This window comes from Pseudomonas sp. WSY_20 (assembly GCF_043104335.1).
Taxonomy (GTDB): Bacteria; Pseudomonadota; Gammaproteobacteria; order Pseudomonadales; family Pseudomonadaceae; genus Aquipseudomonas; species Aquipseudomonas parafulva_B.
Genome location: NZ_JBICKP010000018.1, coordinates 185,675 through 198,046, shown reverse-complemented (window position 1 = coordinate 198,046; position 12,372 = coordinate 185,675). Strand labels below are relative to the sequence as shown.

13 protein-coding genes are annotated in these 12,372 nt (G+C 62.2%); 6 read left to right on the top strand and 7 right to left on the bottom strand.

The window, feature by feature from the left end:
• Positions 1-45: 45 nt before the first annotated feature.
• The 4 genes from ACF8E5_RS05285 to uvsE are packed head-to-tail and all read left to right on the top strand — an operon-like array spanning position 46 to position 4,780.
• Positions 46-552 (top strand): (2Fe-2S)-binding protein, encoded by a 507-nt coding sequence (locus ACF8E5_RS05285; protein WP_058603931.1) that lies wholly within the window; start codon positions 46-48, stop codon positions 550-552.
• On the top strand, positions 549-1,550 hold the full coding sequence (locus ACF8E5_RS05280; RefSeq protein WP_392474987.1) for an FAD binding domain-containing protein: 1,002 nt from the start codon (positions 549-551) through the stop codon (positions 1,548-1,550). Before ACF8E5_RS05285 ends, ACF8E5_RS05280 begins: the two co-directional genes overlap by 4 nt.
• Positions 1,547-3,739 carry a xanthine dehydrogenase family protein molybdopterin-binding subunit gene (locus ACF8E5_RS05275; RefSeq protein ID WP_392474986.1) on the top strand — a complete coding sequence of 731 codons (2,193 nt, stop codon included), beginning with the start codon at positions 1,547-1,549 and terminating at the stop codon, positions 3,737-3,739. The genes ACF8E5_RS05280 and ACF8E5_RS05275 overlap by 4 nt, the downstream gene beginning before the upstream one ends.
• A 27-nt stretch (positions 3,740-3,766) precedes the next feature.
• Complete coding sequence (uvsE, locus tag ACF8E5_RS05270) at positions 3,767-4,780, top strand: UV DNA damage repair endonuclease UvsE (protein ID WP_058603928.1); 1,014 nt, start codon at positions 3,767-3,769, stop codon at positions 4,778-4,780.
• A 17-nt stretch (positions 4,781-4,797) separates the two neighbouring features.
• Here the strand turns inward: uvsE and ACF8E5_RS05265 are convergent, their stop codons facing one another.
• The 5 genes from ACF8E5_RS05265 to ACF8E5_RS05245 form a co-directional block, all read right to left on the bottom strand.
• Positions 4,798-5,025, bottom strand: coding sequence for a hypothetical protein (locus tag ACF8E5_RS05265; RefSeq protein WP_182139522.1), 228 nt, complete (start codon positions 5,023-5,025; stop codon positions 4,798-4,800).
• Between the two features lie 297 nt (positions 5,026-5,322).
• Positions 5,323-6,126 carry an exodeoxyribonuclease III gene (xth, locus tag ACF8E5_RS05260; RefSeq protein ID WP_145255261.1) on the bottom strand — a complete coding sequence of 268 codons (804 nt, stop codon included), beginning with the start codon at positions 6,124-6,126 and terminating at the stop codon, positions 5,323-5,325.
• Complete coding sequence (locus ACF8E5_RS05255) at positions 6,123-6,365, bottom strand: hypothetical protein (protein ID WP_058637293.1); 243 nt, start codon at positions 6,363-6,365, stop codon at positions 6,123-6,125. Before ACF8E5_RS05255 ends, xth begins: the two co-directional genes overlap by 4 nt.
• Positions 6,366-6,424: 59 nt before the next feature.
• Entirely contained in the window at positions 6,425-7,129 is a 705-nt protein-coding gene (locus ACF8E5_RS05250; protein ID WP_196186602.1) for an SDR family oxidoreductase, read from the bottom strand.
• A gap of 85 nt (positions 7,130-7,214) precedes the next feature.
• Positions 7,215-8,120 carry a LysR substrate-binding domain-containing protein gene (locus tag ACF8E5_RS05245; protein ID WP_392474985.1) on the bottom strand — a complete coding sequence of 302 codons (906 nt, stop codon included), beginning with the start codon at positions 8,118-8,120 and terminating at the stop codon, positions 7,215-7,217.
• 501 nt (positions 8,121-8,621) lie between these two features.
• On the opposite strand from ACF8E5_RS05245, the gene ACF8E5_RS05240 reads away from it, so the two are divergent.
• Together ACF8E5_RS05240 and ACF8E5_RS05235 are read left to right on the top strand one after the other, a co-directional pair.
• Positions 8,622-10,475 carry an ABC transporter ATP-binding protein gene (locus ACF8E5_RS05240; protein ID WP_326383910.1) on the top strand — a complete coding sequence of 618 codons (1,854 nt, stop codon included), beginning with the start codon at positions 8,622-8,624 and terminating at the stop codon, positions 10,473-10,475.
• A 228-nt stretch (positions 10,476-10,703) separates the two neighbouring features.
• Positions 10,704-11,240 carry a WYL domain-containing protein gene (locus tag ACF8E5_RS05235; RefSeq protein ID WP_392474984.1) on the top strand — a complete coding sequence of 179 codons (537 nt, stop codon included), beginning with the start codon at positions 10,704-10,706 and terminating at the stop codon, positions 11,238-11,240.
• A 7-nt stretch (positions 11,241-11,247) separates the two neighbouring features.
• On the opposite strand, the gene ACF8E5_RS05230 is transcribed toward ACF8E5_RS05235, so the two are convergent.
• Entirely contained in the window at positions 11,248-11,970 is a 723-nt protein-coding gene (locus ACF8E5_RS05230; protein WP_392474983.1) for a hypothetical protein, read from the bottom strand.
• A gap of 83 nt (positions 11,971-12,053) precedes the next feature.
• The gene (locus ACF8E5_RS05225; protein WP_196186605.1) at positions 12,054-12,356 is read right to left on the bottom strand and encodes a DUF3077 domain-containing protein; all 303 of its coding nucleotides are present in this window, start codon (positions 12,354-12,356) and stop codon (positions 12,054-12,056) included.
• Positions 12,357-12,372: the final 16 nt, after the last annotated feature.

Here is a 12,372-nt window from a genome sequence, read left to right as displayed (position 1 = left end):
CATAGACACAGCCCACTGTGCGCAATCGAACCGTGAGGACCTACCATGACTGCACTCCCTGAACAGGGCACTGCACAGCAGACCCTGAACTTCACCCTCAATGGCCAACCCCAGGCCCTGACGGTACAACCCTGGACCACCCTGCTCGACTTGCTGCGTGAGCAGCTGGACCTGGTGGGCACCAAGAAAGGTTGCGACCATGGCCAATGCGGGGCCTGTACCGTGCTGCGCGATGGCCGCCGGGTGAACGCTTGCCTGACCCTGGCGGTGATGTGCGAAGGTGCCGACCTCGTCACCATCGAAGGCTTGGCCGAGGGTGACCAACTGCACCCCATGCAGCAGGCATTCATCAGCCAGGATGCCTTCCAGTGCGGTTACTGCACACCTGGCCAGATCTGCTCGGCCGTGGGCCTGGCCAATGAAGGACACGCCCATACCCGTGCCGACATCCGCGAGCAGATGAGCGGCAACCTGTGCCGCTGCGGCGCCTACAGCAACATCGTAGCCGCCGTCGAGCAGGCCCTGCCGCTGATCAAGAGGGCGCGCACATGACCCCTTTCAGCTACCACAAGCCGGCCTCGGTGGAAGAGGCGCTGCGCCTGACCGATGGGTCCTCGCGCTTCATTGCAGGCGGGACCAACCTGGTCGACTTGATGAAGGAAAATGTCGAGCGGCCCGAGCGACTGATTGACATCACAGGGCTGGAACTCAACCGCATTGAACCCAGCGACGCGGGCGGTGTGGTGATCGGCGCATTGGTCAGCAACGCGGACCTGGCGTGGGACCCGCTCATCCGCCAGCGCTACCCATTGCTGTCGCAAGCGATCCTGGCCGGTGCATCGCCGCAGCTGCGCAACATGGCAAGCACCGGCGGCAACCTGTTGCAACGTACGCGCTGCTACTACTTCTATGACACCGGTACGCCTTGCAACAAACGTGAACCCGGCAGCGGTTGCCCAGCACGCAGCGGCTTGAATCGCATTCATGCGATTCTCGGCGCCAGCGAGGCGTGCGTGGCGACTCATCCTTCGGACATGTGCGTGGCACTGGCTGCCCTGAAGGCCGTGGTGCATGTGCAAGGGCCTGCTGCCAAACGCCAGATTCCGTTCGCCGAGTTCCATCGTCTGCCCGGCGATACGCCGCAGCAGGACAACCACCTGGCGCCTGATGAACTGATTACCGCCATCGAGCTGCCCGACCAAGGCTTTGCCGAACATTTCCGCTATGTGAAGGTGCGTGATCGAGCCTCCTACGCCTTCGCGCTGGTCTCGGTTGCCGCTGCCCTGCGCATCGAAAAGGGGGTAATTCAAGAGGCCCGCATCGCCCTGGGTGGTGTGGCCCACAAGCCATGGCGCAACGAAGCTGTGGAAGCCACGCTGCACGGCCAGGCGCCCAGCACCGAGCTGTTCACCCAAGCGGCCACTGCCCTGCTGCAAGAGGCACAGCCCCTGAGCCAGAACGGCTTCAAGGTGCAGCTGGCTCAACAAGCCATCATTCGGGCATTGAATGAGGCCGCCGCCGGCGGCAGCCTCGAGGGGGACGCACAATGAGCAAAGTAGTAGGAACCCCAGCGGACCGCGTCGACGGCGCGGCCAAGGTCACTGGGCAGGCGCGCTATGCCGCCGATTACCCGGAAGAAGGCCTGCTGCACGGCAGCGTCGTTTCCAGCACCATCGCCCGTGGCCGGGTGGTCAAGGTCAACAGCGAGAAAGCGCTGCAGGTACCAGGCGTGGTGGCGGTGCTGGACCACATCAACCGTCCGCGTATTTCCAGCTACGACGATGACTACAGCGACGATGATGCAGCCGAGGGCTCGCCCTTCAGACCGTTGTTCAACGACCGCGTGTTCTACAGCGGCCAGCCCGTTGCACTGGTCGTAGCACAGACGCTGGAAATCGCCCGTCATGCAGGTTCGCTGGTCGAGATCCACTACAGCCAGGAAAGCCATGAGTCCGACCTTGAGAAGGTGCTGGGTCAAGCGCACGATGCGCCGGCTGAAACACCTGAGCCCCGTGGAGATTTCCCAGGCCAGTACGCCAGTGCCCCTACCCGCGTGGACGCCACCTACTGGACGGCCAACGAGCACCACAACCCGATGGAGCCCCACGCCTCCACCGTGTGCTACCAACTCGATGGTAGCCTGGTCATTCATGACAAAACCCAAGGTACGCAAAATTGCCAGGAATACGTGCACAACGTCTTTGGCCTGCCCAAGGATAAAGTGCGCGTCAAGGCAGCCTTCGTCGGTGGCGCCTTCGGTTCGGGCCTGCGTCCGCAGTATCAGCTGCCCCTGGCGGTCATGGCTGCCCTGCACCTGATGCGCTCGGTTCGCGTGACCTTGACCCGTCAGCAGATGTTTACCTTTGGCTACCGCCCACGCACACAGCAGCGCCTGCGCCTGGCGGCCGATGCGCAAGGCCGCCTGTCTGCCATTGGTCACGATGCCATTGGCCAGACGTCACGTTTTGAAGACTTTGCCGAACACGTCGTCGAGTGGAGCGGCATGCTGTACCAGTGCGACAACGTTGCGTTGAGTTACCGCCTGGCGCCATTGGACGTCTACACCCCGTTGGACATGCGCGCGCCGGGTGCAGGTTCGGGCGTGCTGGCGCTGGAATGTGCCATGGACGAGTTGGCCTGCGCAGCCGGGCTGGACCCGGTCGAGTTGCGGCGACGTAACTTTGCCAGCCACAACGGCAACGAGGGCAAGCCTTACTCGAGCAAGGAACTGCTGGCCTGTTACGCGCAAGGGGCCGAGCGTTTCGGTTGGCACAAGCGTCAGGCTACGCCCGGCTCGATGCGTGACGGCAACCAGCGCATAGGCTGGGGCATGGCCGGTGGTGTATGGGAAGCCATGCAAATGCAAGCCAGCGCCAAGGCGCGCCTGGGCTGCGACGGGCACCTGACCGTCAGCAGTGCCACCACCGACATTGGCACTGGCACCTATACCGTCATGACGCAGATCGCTGCCGACGCCGCGGGCCTCGACATGGCCGATGTGACGTTCCTGCTGGGCGATTCCTCCTTGCCCAAGGCGCCTTTGCAAGGCGGGTCATTCACCGTGTCTTCCGTCGGCTCTGCCGTACGCAAAGCTTGCCTGGAGCTGCGCAAGCAGGTTGTCGAGCAGGCCAGGCAACAGCTCCCGAGCCTGGCCAGCCTGGACGATTCCGCGTTCGTGATTGCAGGTGGCCAGGTGAGCGCCGGTGAGCATTGCTTCGCCCTTGCCGACCTGCTGCCCAGTGCCCAGCAAGCCTGCTTCGAGGTGCAGGTCGAGGCAGGCCCTGACGACAAGCGCAAGCCCTACTCCACCGCCACCCATTCGGCGGTGTTCGTCGAGGTATCGGTGGACGAAGACCTGGGCACCGTACGCGTCAACCGCGTAGTCAGTGCGGTGGCGGCAGGCAGGGTCGTCAACCCCAAGACAGCGCGTAGCCAGATCCTGGGAGGTGTGGTGTGGGGCATCGGCATGGCGCTACACGAAGAAACCCAGACCGACCATGCACTGGGCCGCATCCTCAACCACAATCTGGCCGAGTACCACATACCGGTGAACGCCGACATTGGCGATATCGAGGTGATCTTCGTCGAAGAGCATGATGATGTCGTCAACGAACTGGGTTCCAAAGGGGTAGGCGAGATTGGCGTGGTGGGGGTAGCCGCGGCCGTGGCCAATGCCATTTACCATGCCACGGGCAAGCGGGTACGCGAGTTCCCGATCACCTTGGACAAACTGCTGTAAACGGGCCCAGCCCTCTGGAGTATTTGCATGCCACGCCTGGGTTTCGCCTGCATGTACCGGCACCCCCACCGCAGCTTGTCGGTCAAGGAGCTGGAGACCATCGAGCGGACGTTCAACCCGCGCAGCACGACGCTGCGCTGGGTCTCGGGCGCCTCCCGCGAGGCGGCCCGGAACAAGTTGCTGGAACTGGTTGAACACAATCTCCAGGCCCAGCTGCGCTTGCTCGACTACGTGGCCCAGCTGCCCCAGGCGCTGCGCATGCTGCGCCTGAGCAGCGACCTGCTACCGCTGTACAGCCACCCTAGCGTGGCCCACGTGTACCGCGAGGCGGATTTCCAAGCGCTGATGACCGAACGTTTCGCCGCCATCGGCGCTTTCGCACGCGCCCGGGAGATACGCCTGTCGTTTCACCCTGGGCAGTATTGCGTGCTGGGCTCAGACCGCCCCGATGTGGTGGACAACAGCTTGGCCGAGTTCGAATACCATGCCGACATGATCCGCATGATGGGCTACGGACAGGTCTTCCAGGACTTCAAATGCAATGTGCACATTGCCGGCCGGCTGGGCGGTGCGGGTATTCGCACCGTATGGCCGCGCCTGTCCGATGTGGCCCGCAACGTGATCACCTTCGAGAACGACGAGAAGACCTATGGGCTCGACGACTGTCTGGCGCTGGCGGACCTGGCGCCGGTGGTGCTGGATATCCACCACTGCTGGATCCATGAGGGTGACTACATCGACCCGAACGATGGGCGAGTGGAGCGGGTGATCGAGAGCTGGCGAGGGGTACGCCCGACCATGCACTATTCTCAGCCCCCGGAACATCTGCAGGCGCTGGGTTTCGACCCTGATCGCAAGCTGGTGATCGATGAGTTGCTGGAACAGGTGAACAAACGCGACCTGTATGCCCACAGCGCTCGCATGTGGAACCGCTGGACGAACCGCTACGCGCTGCAGTTTCTGGACAGGTTCGACATCATGTTCGAATGCAAGGACAAGAACCTGGCCACGCTGGAGTTCTTCGACGACTACCTGGCTTGATCGGCCCGGGCGTGCCCTCAGCCGCTTCTGGTCAGGTCATCGGCCACTTCGCAGCCGTTACGACAGCTGCACTCGTATTCAGCTTGCGCGCGAGTCGGCAGGTTTAGACTCAGCCTGACCTTGTCCTGAGTGTCGTACAGGTCGTAGCCCTCCCCCAACGAAGATGGAAAGCCGAGTCGCCGTGGCAGCCATTCTTTGGTTTGCGGTACAGCTGGAACCACAACGAAGCGCATCTGCATGATCATCCCTCATCGGCCGTTCCTTAGTATTAGTCATGCTAAGAGAAAGCATCAAGTAGGCTCATGCGTGTTTACGTCGATCATGAAGTCGAATACGTAGATGACGTGATTACGTCCCCAAGCTAGCAATCTCCTCGTCGGAGCGGCCCTTGTGCCGCGACGGGCCGCGAAGCGGCCCCGGCAACGTCAGCGGCAAAGCTGAAATCCTGGGGCCGCTTCGCGCCCCGTCGCGGCACAAGGGCCGCTCCCACTCGAAACCTCATAGCCCAGAGATAGGGACAGCACCCATCCTGACTAACTGGCTCAAGCTGACTTGCGGCTACGCCGACTCCCCAGCTCGATCCAGGTCGGAGCATGGTCACTGGCCTTGGGTTCATTGCGCACCCAGGCATCGACGCCCGCACGCTTGAGGTATGGCGCCAAATCCCGGTTGAGCAGCAAGTGGTCTATGCGCAGGCCCGCATTACGTGCCCAGTGGTTGCGGAAGTAGTCCCAGAACGTAAATACCTGTTGTTGCGGATGCAGGTGCCGGATGGCGTCGATCCAGCCGTTGGCCAGCAAGCGCTCGAAGCAATCGCGCGATTCGGGTTGCAGCAGAGCATCCTTGCGCCAGGACTTGGGGTCGTAGATATCAAGGTCCGTGGGCACGACATTGAAGTCCCCAGCCAGGACGGTGGGGTGACCACTGCCCTGCAACTGCCGGGCATGCTCGATCAGGCACTCGAACCAACGCAGCTTGTAGTCGAACTTCGGCCCTGGTTGCGGGTTGCCATTGGGCAGGTACAAACACCCGACCAACACACCCTGTACCGCTGCCTCCAAGTAGCGGCTCTGGGTGTCGTCCTCCATGCCCGGCAAGCCTCGCCGTACCTCGAGCGGCTCGCTGTCGCGCGCCAGGATCGCCACCCCGTTCCAGGCAGGCTGACCCAGGTGCAGGCAACCGTAGCCAGCGGCCTCCAGGGCCCCACCCGGGAACTGTTGGTCGGGTGCCTTGAGCTCCTGAAGGCAGACCACATCGGGCTTTTCACGTTCGAGCCAGGCCAGCAGTGCTGGCAGTCGGCTGCGAATGCCGTTGATGTTGAACGTGGCGATCCTCAGCGCTTTCATGTGTCAGGGTCGATCACATGGGCGTGCACGGCATCTTCGAGGGCATGCACATGCGCCTGGTCGGCCAAGGCCTTGAGCGCCAGCCAATCGTCCCAATCGATGATGCCATCGTCACGCAACGCTTCGGCGGTACGCACCAGTTCGTGGTGGTAGGCATCGGGCGACTCACGGCGGTAGCTGATGTCGTCGTACTGAGCGTACCAGGCCGCAAGTTCAGGGATACTGCGTTCGATACTCATCACACTGCTCCTGAGAAACCCTTTGGGGTTGTGAGCCTGGCTTGAGCGCATCGTTCAACTCAGACGCTTCGGGTCAGGCCCCCGTCGACCCGGATATTCTGCCCGGTGATGTAGGCGGCGCCATCACTGGCCAGAAACGCGACCGTGGCGGCGATTTCGTCGCTACTGCCATAGCGCTTGAGCGGCACGCTGTCGCGACGCTGCTCGGTGGCCGGCAAGCTGTCGATCCAACCCGGCAGCACGTTGTTCATGCGCACATTGTCACGTGCGTAAGTGTCCGCGAAGAGTTTGCTGAACGCAGCCAGTCCGGCACGCATCACGGCGGATGTGGGAAACAAATCGCTGGGTTCGAAGGCCCAGGCACTGGAGATATTCACGATGACCCCGCCGCCCTGGCGCTGCATCACTGGCGTGACCAGGCGTGTGGGCCGGATGACGTTGAGCAGGTAGGTGTCCATGCCGGCATGCCAGTCGGCGTCGCTCAGCTCCAGCACCGGCCCCCGAGGTCCGTGGCCCGCGCTGTTGACCAGCACGTCGATGCGGCCCCACCGCTGCATGACCTCATCGACCAAGCGCTCAAGGTCCTCCGTGCACTGATTGCTACCCGTCACGCCCAGCCCGCCCAGCGTCCTGGCCAAGGCCTCGCCCTTGCCAGAGGAGGAAAGAATCGCGACCTTGTAGCCATCGGCGGCCAGACGCCTGGCTGCCGCCGCGCCCATGCCGCTGCCGCCTGCGGTGATGATTGCAACCTTTTCGATTGTCATGCTGCCTCCTGTGATGGGTCATCGAGTAGGTACAGGGCTCAGGCTACCAAATGGCAGAAAAGCGAGGGAGACAGCTGCCAATGCGTTAGCCAGTAGTTTTGCTATCACCGGCATCAGACCTGAGCCAGTCGATGACCCACTGCAGTAGCTGCGTCTCTCGCCCTTTGCGGGGCCATACCAGGTAGAACGCCTTGTCTGGGCGCAGGTGCGATTCGGCGACCTGGACCAGGCGCCCGGCGTCGATGTCCTGCGCAACGAAGGCGCGTTCCGCCAGCGCAATGCCCTGCCCGCCAATGGCCGCGTCGATGGCAAGCGACGTCTGGTTGAACTGGACAGACCTTGCACAGACGGCGGGGTGACCGGGATAGACCTGCGCACGGTAAGACGGCCACCAATCATGGGCATCACTCAGGGCCACATAGCGCTCCAGGCTTGCGAAGTCTTCAGGCGGGCCAAGCGCCGCTACCAGGGTGGGGCTCGCCACCGCGATGATGTCCGAGGCCATCAACAGTGTCTGCTCAAGCCCTGGCCCAAAAGGCGGGCGCCCGTAGCGCACGGCAAGGTCGACGCCGTCGGTATGAAAATGCGACAGCCGATCGGTGGCCAGTATTCGCACATCCAATGTCGGGTGGCGCTCGGCCAGTCCGCCGAGCCTGGGTATCAGCCACTTGGCTGCGAAGGTAGGAGTCACGCTGACAGTGATATGGGAAGGCGCAGGTCGCAGCCGGCGCGTCGCCTCATTGAGCATGCCCATCGCAGTGCGCACGGTTTCGCTATACCCCCGGCCAGCGTCGGTCAATGCCAGGCCTCGGGGCAGGCGTTCGAACAAGCGTACCTCCAAGGCGCGCTCCAACCCCCGAATCTGCTGAGCCACGGCAGCCTGGGTAACCCCCAGCTCTGCAGCAGCCAGGCGAAAATTGAGGTGCCGTGCCACGACCTCGAATACCCGCAGGGCGCCAAGGGACGGCAAGTCGGAAAAAAGGGCAGGCATAGGACGTTGTTCGATCCAGGCTGGGCAGATTGGCACGAGGCTAGCCCCATCCATGCAGGAAGTCGATGAGCGTTCAGGCCAAAGTGTCCGTTCGGCCGAGCAGGACTGACCGGCAACTCCCTCGCTGCACGCTCAGGCGGGCATGGATACATTCCTTTGCAATTGCCAGAAACAAGCGCTGGTACTATGACCTCACCGCTTGCCCACACGGACCGTCAGCATGCAGATACGCACACTTTCCCGCCATGAATTCAATGAGGCCAGCGCCTAGGGCATGAATTGGCATGCGGACACGCTCGTGCCTCTTCTGCCTGCACAGGGCATGGCGACAGAGGCTGATTGACTGGCCGATGCAACAGGCCTTGAGCACGTGGTGCCTCACGCAGGCCAATGACGCTGAGATTTTTGATCAGATGGACACTCGTTGTGTCTATGTAAAGGCGGGCACTGCTGGTGCAGTACCAGGACTGCCACGCCATTCGTTTTTCCCGGAGACACTGCATGCTTCATATCTTTGAGCGTAGGCTCGACCCATTCCCTCCCGATGAGGTACCGCCGCCTCCCGTTGGCCTCGTGCCGTTTCTGTGGGCGTGCACCCGTGGGGCGCGCGGCTACATTCTGGCGCTGGCCCTGCTCAGTGCCGGCGTGTCCCTGTACGAAGCCTGGTTGTTCAGCTTCCTTGGCCAGGTGGTGGACCTGCTGTCGGCCTGGCAGGCCGGCGACACCGCTGCCGCCCAGGAAAGTCACGTATTGTGGGGAATTGGCATCGTCCTGGTGATCAGCATAGGCTTGGTGGCGCTACGCACCATGGTCCAGCACCAGATACTGGCCATCAACCTGCCGCTGCGCCTGCGCTGGGATTTTCACCGGCTGATGCTGCGCCAGAGCCTGTCGTTCTTCTCCGATGAGTTTTCCGGGCGGGTCACCACCAAGGTGATGCAGACTGCATTGGCCGTGCGCGAGGTACTGTTCACGGTCATTGAGATCCTGCCTGGCATTGGCGTTTATTTCATCGCCATCATCGCCCTGGCCGGCGGCTTTGCCTTGAAACTGATGCTGCCGTTCATTGCCTGGCTGGTGCTGTTCGGGCTGGCAATGGTCTATTTCGTTCCACGCCTGGGCGCAGTGGGTGAAGAGCAGGCCCATGCGCGCTCGTCGATGACTGGGCGTATTTCCGACGCCTATACCAACATCACCACGGTCAAGTTGTTCTCGCACTCCAAGCGCGAAGCCCATTTTGCCCGGGCGGCCATGGAGGACTTCAAGCAGACCGGTTTCCGGCAGATGCGTCTGGTGAGCCAGTTCGAGATCGTCAACCAGGCGTTGGTGGTAGGGCTGATTCTCGGTGCAGGCGGTTATGCGCTGTGGCTATGGCACCAGGGCCAGGTGGGCACCGGCGCTGTGGCGGCCATCACCGCCATGGCCCTGCGCATCAATGGCATGTCGCACTGGATCATGTGGCAGATGACCTCATTGTTCGAAAACATCGGCACACTCCAGGACGGCATGGCCACCCTGACGCGCGGCCCGAAAGTGCAGGACGCCCCGGACGCCACTGCGCTGGTGACCCGTGGTGGCGCGGTGACATTCGACAAGGTCAGTTTCAACTACAACGGTGAACGCCAGGTACTGACCGACCTCAGCCTGGACATCAAACCGGGTGAAAAAGTGGGCCTGGTCGGCCGCTCCGGTGCTGGCAAGTCGACGTTGATCAACCTGCTGCTGCGCTTTTACGACGTGGACAGTGGCCAGATCCGCATCGATGGTCAGGATATTGCGAAGGTCACTCAGGACAGCCTGCGCAGCGCCATTGGCATGGTGACCCAGGATACGTCCCTGCTGCATCGCACCATTGGCGAGAACATCGCCTATGGTCGGCCAGATGCCACCGAGGCGCAAATCCAGGCGGCCTCCCGTGATGCGCAAGCTCACGGGTTCATCAGCCAGCTCAGCGACCAACAGGGCCGCACCGGCTACGACACCATGGTCGGCGAGCGCGGCATCAAGCTGTCCGGTGGGCAACGTCAGCGCATCGCCATCGCCCGGGTGATGCTCAAGAACGCCCCCATCCTGCTGCTCGACGAGGCGACCAGTGCACTGGATTCCGAGGTGGAGGTCGCCATCCAGGAAAGCCTGGACGAGATGATGGAAGGCAAGACCGTGATTGCGATCGCCCATCGCCTGTCCACGATCGCCGCCATGGACCGTCTGATCGTGATGGATGAAGGGCGCATCATCGAGCAGGGTACGCATGCCCAGTTGCTGGAGAAGAACGGCACCTATGCGCGCCTGTGGCAGCATCAGAGCGGTGGCTTCCTTGGCGAAGACCAGGGTATGGCGCACGCGCTCAACTGAATGGGCGCGCGCTGATCCGTTGCCTGGACAAATAATGTTAGAGCGTTGACCCAGCGCCTCTGTGTGGTTGACTCAGGGGCGATGGGTTTGCAGTTACAAAGGCGCTGTTTGCACTCGTCGCTCACATCACTGGCATGAACGACTTGGTCCAAACTCTTCTAGACGGTATCCTCCGGTAGCTTAAAGCCACCAGTTAGGCGTTCATTGTAAGCCCTCAAGGAAGAGCCTTTGCCCAGTCGATCATCTCGTCACACCATCGCCCGCCAATGGGAACTCCTCAAGCTACTGCCGGGCCGCCATCCCGGCATGAGTTGCACGCAATTACAGGCAGCGCTGTCCAGCGCAGGTCATGCCACGACTAAGCGAACGGTCGAGCGTGACCTGGTCGAACTGGCAGGGCTGTTCCCGTTGCAGCGCAACAGCGCGTGCATGCCCTATAGCTGGCACTGGCAGCCCGGAAGCAAGTTGCGCGACTGGGCAACGACCACGCCAGGTGAGGCCCCTGTCCACGTGGAATTGCACGCCTGGGTCGACGAGTCGCTCTATCATCATCTGGAGACGCATCCGCTGGGTACGGGCATGCGCCTCACAGTCCTGCCCAACGGCGGTGCCATCTTGGTGACGACGGTAGCGGATGATCGAGCGCTGATGTGCTGGCTGCTGTCCCAGGCCGGGGCGATCCGCGTTCAGGGACCGCAATCGGTGCGCCTGGCCTTGCTGGAACACCTGCGTCAGAGCCTGGCACTGCACGACACTGGCGCTTGAGTAACGCCTAGGACGGCCGCCGGCGGGACAGGCAGGCGTAACCCAGCGCCAGCACGCTCACCCCCAGAACAGCCAACAGCCCCATCAGCTCTGTGCTGTAGCGGGCAACCCAGGCCGGGAAGCCGGTGACCGACTGATACACCTGAATGTCCGCCGTGCCTTCGGCGTAGCTGATACCGACCCCACTCTGGCGTATCTGCGAATAATCAGCATCGAAATACACCCAGACCTTGCTGGCGCCACCGGCCTCTATCGTCGGGATCTCAAGCTGAGCAGTGGCAGCTTCAAGCAAGGTGTCATTGCCGGCCGAATCGCGGATTTGCACCAGGCCTTTGGACGGCAAGCGAATCCTCACCTGGTCCACGGGTGCATTGCCGGTGTTCTGCAACTCGATGAGCAAGCCAGTCCGGTGGTCGACCAGGCCGGCCTCGAAAGGTTTTGCAAACAGCTGGGCATAAGGCGCCTGGGCTATCTCCACCAGCCGGTCGACCTGATCACGGCTCAGTTGCCCTTGGCCGATCGTGTTTATGCGTGCACTCAACTGCTCGTACTTGAGCTGCTCGCTGGCTTTGCTGATGCGCTCGCTGAACTGCCCTGGATAGGTCAGGTAGGCATAGGTCAGCGACGCTTCCAGGCGCGGGCTGCCCACCACTGCCTTGTAGACGAACAACAGGGCCGCCAGCCCGATCAGAACGGCTACGAGGAGTTTCCCCACCTTGTCCCAGCTCAATGCACTCTTCCTTTTGTCGAGTTACAGGCGATACGCGCCGCCAAGGGTGCCAAGTTCGCAGCCCCCAGGCAAGCGCCTGACCGCTATCGTTCGACATCGTCCTCACGAACATTGCGCAACGCCTGCAATTGCCCGTCGATAAGGGCCTTGGCCATGGCGGCCAGATAACAGGTGGCAAGCATCGCGTTCTTGCGGTCTGCGGGCTTGTCGATGGCCTTGCGGGTAAGCTCGGTGATGCAACCCATGATGGTGGATGCTTCCATCAAGGCAGTACGCAAGGGCAACGCTGGCTTCATCTGGACCAGGTCGGAACCGGCGCTTGCGAAACGTCGGGCTGCGTTGACCACGGTGGGGCCTTGGGTTGGTAGGGTGGGTTTGTTGTCCATGCTGTTTGCTCCCTGT

Excerpts from the sequence above, each read along its gene's own strand:
- ACF8E5_RS05285 (WP_058603931.1), top strand. The coding sequence starts at position 46 with ATGACTGCACTCCCTGAACAGGGCACTGCACAGCAGACCCTGAACTTC.
- ACF8E5_RS05280 (WP_392474987.1), top strand. The coding sequence starts at position 549 with ATGACCCCTTTCAGCTACCACAAGCCGGCCTCGGTGGAAGAGGCGCTG.
- ACF8E5_RS05275 (WP_392474986.1), top strand. The coding sequence starts at position 1,547 with ATGAGCAAAGTAGTAGGAACCCCAGCGGACCGCGTCGACGGCGCGGCC.
- uvsE (WP_058603928.1), top strand. The coding sequence starts at position 3,767 with ATGCCACGCCTGGGTTTCGCCTGCATGTACCGGCACCCCCACCGCAGC.
- ACF8E5_RS05265 (WP_182139522.1), bottom strand. The coding sequence starts at position 5,025 with ATGATCATGCAGATGCGCTTCGTTGTGGTTCCAGCTGTACCGCAAACC.
- xth (WP_145255261.1), bottom strand. The coding sequence starts at position 6,126 with ATGAAAGCGCTGAGGATCGCCACGTTCAACATCAACGGCATTCGCAGC.
- ACF8E5_RS05255 (WP_058637293.1), bottom strand. The coding sequence starts at position 6,365 with ATGAGTATCGAACGCAGTATCCCTGAACTTGCGGCCTGGTACGCTCAG.
- ACF8E5_RS05250 (WP_196186602.1), bottom strand. The coding sequence starts at position 7,129 with ATGACAATCGAAAAGGTTGCAATCATCACCGCAGGCGGCAGCGGCATG.
- ACF8E5_RS05245 (WP_392474985.1), bottom strand. The coding sequence starts at position 8,120 with ATGCCTGCCCTTTTTTCCGACTTGCCGTCCCTTGGCGCCCTGCGGGTA.
- ACF8E5_RS05240 (WP_326383910.1), top strand. The coding sequence starts at position 8,622 with ATGCTTCATATCTTTGAGCGTAGGCTCGACCCATTCCCTCCCGATGAG.
- ACF8E5_RS05225 (WP_196186605.1), bottom strand. The coding sequence starts at position 12,356 with ATGGACAACAAACCCACCCTACCAACCCAAGGCCCCACCGTGGTCAAC.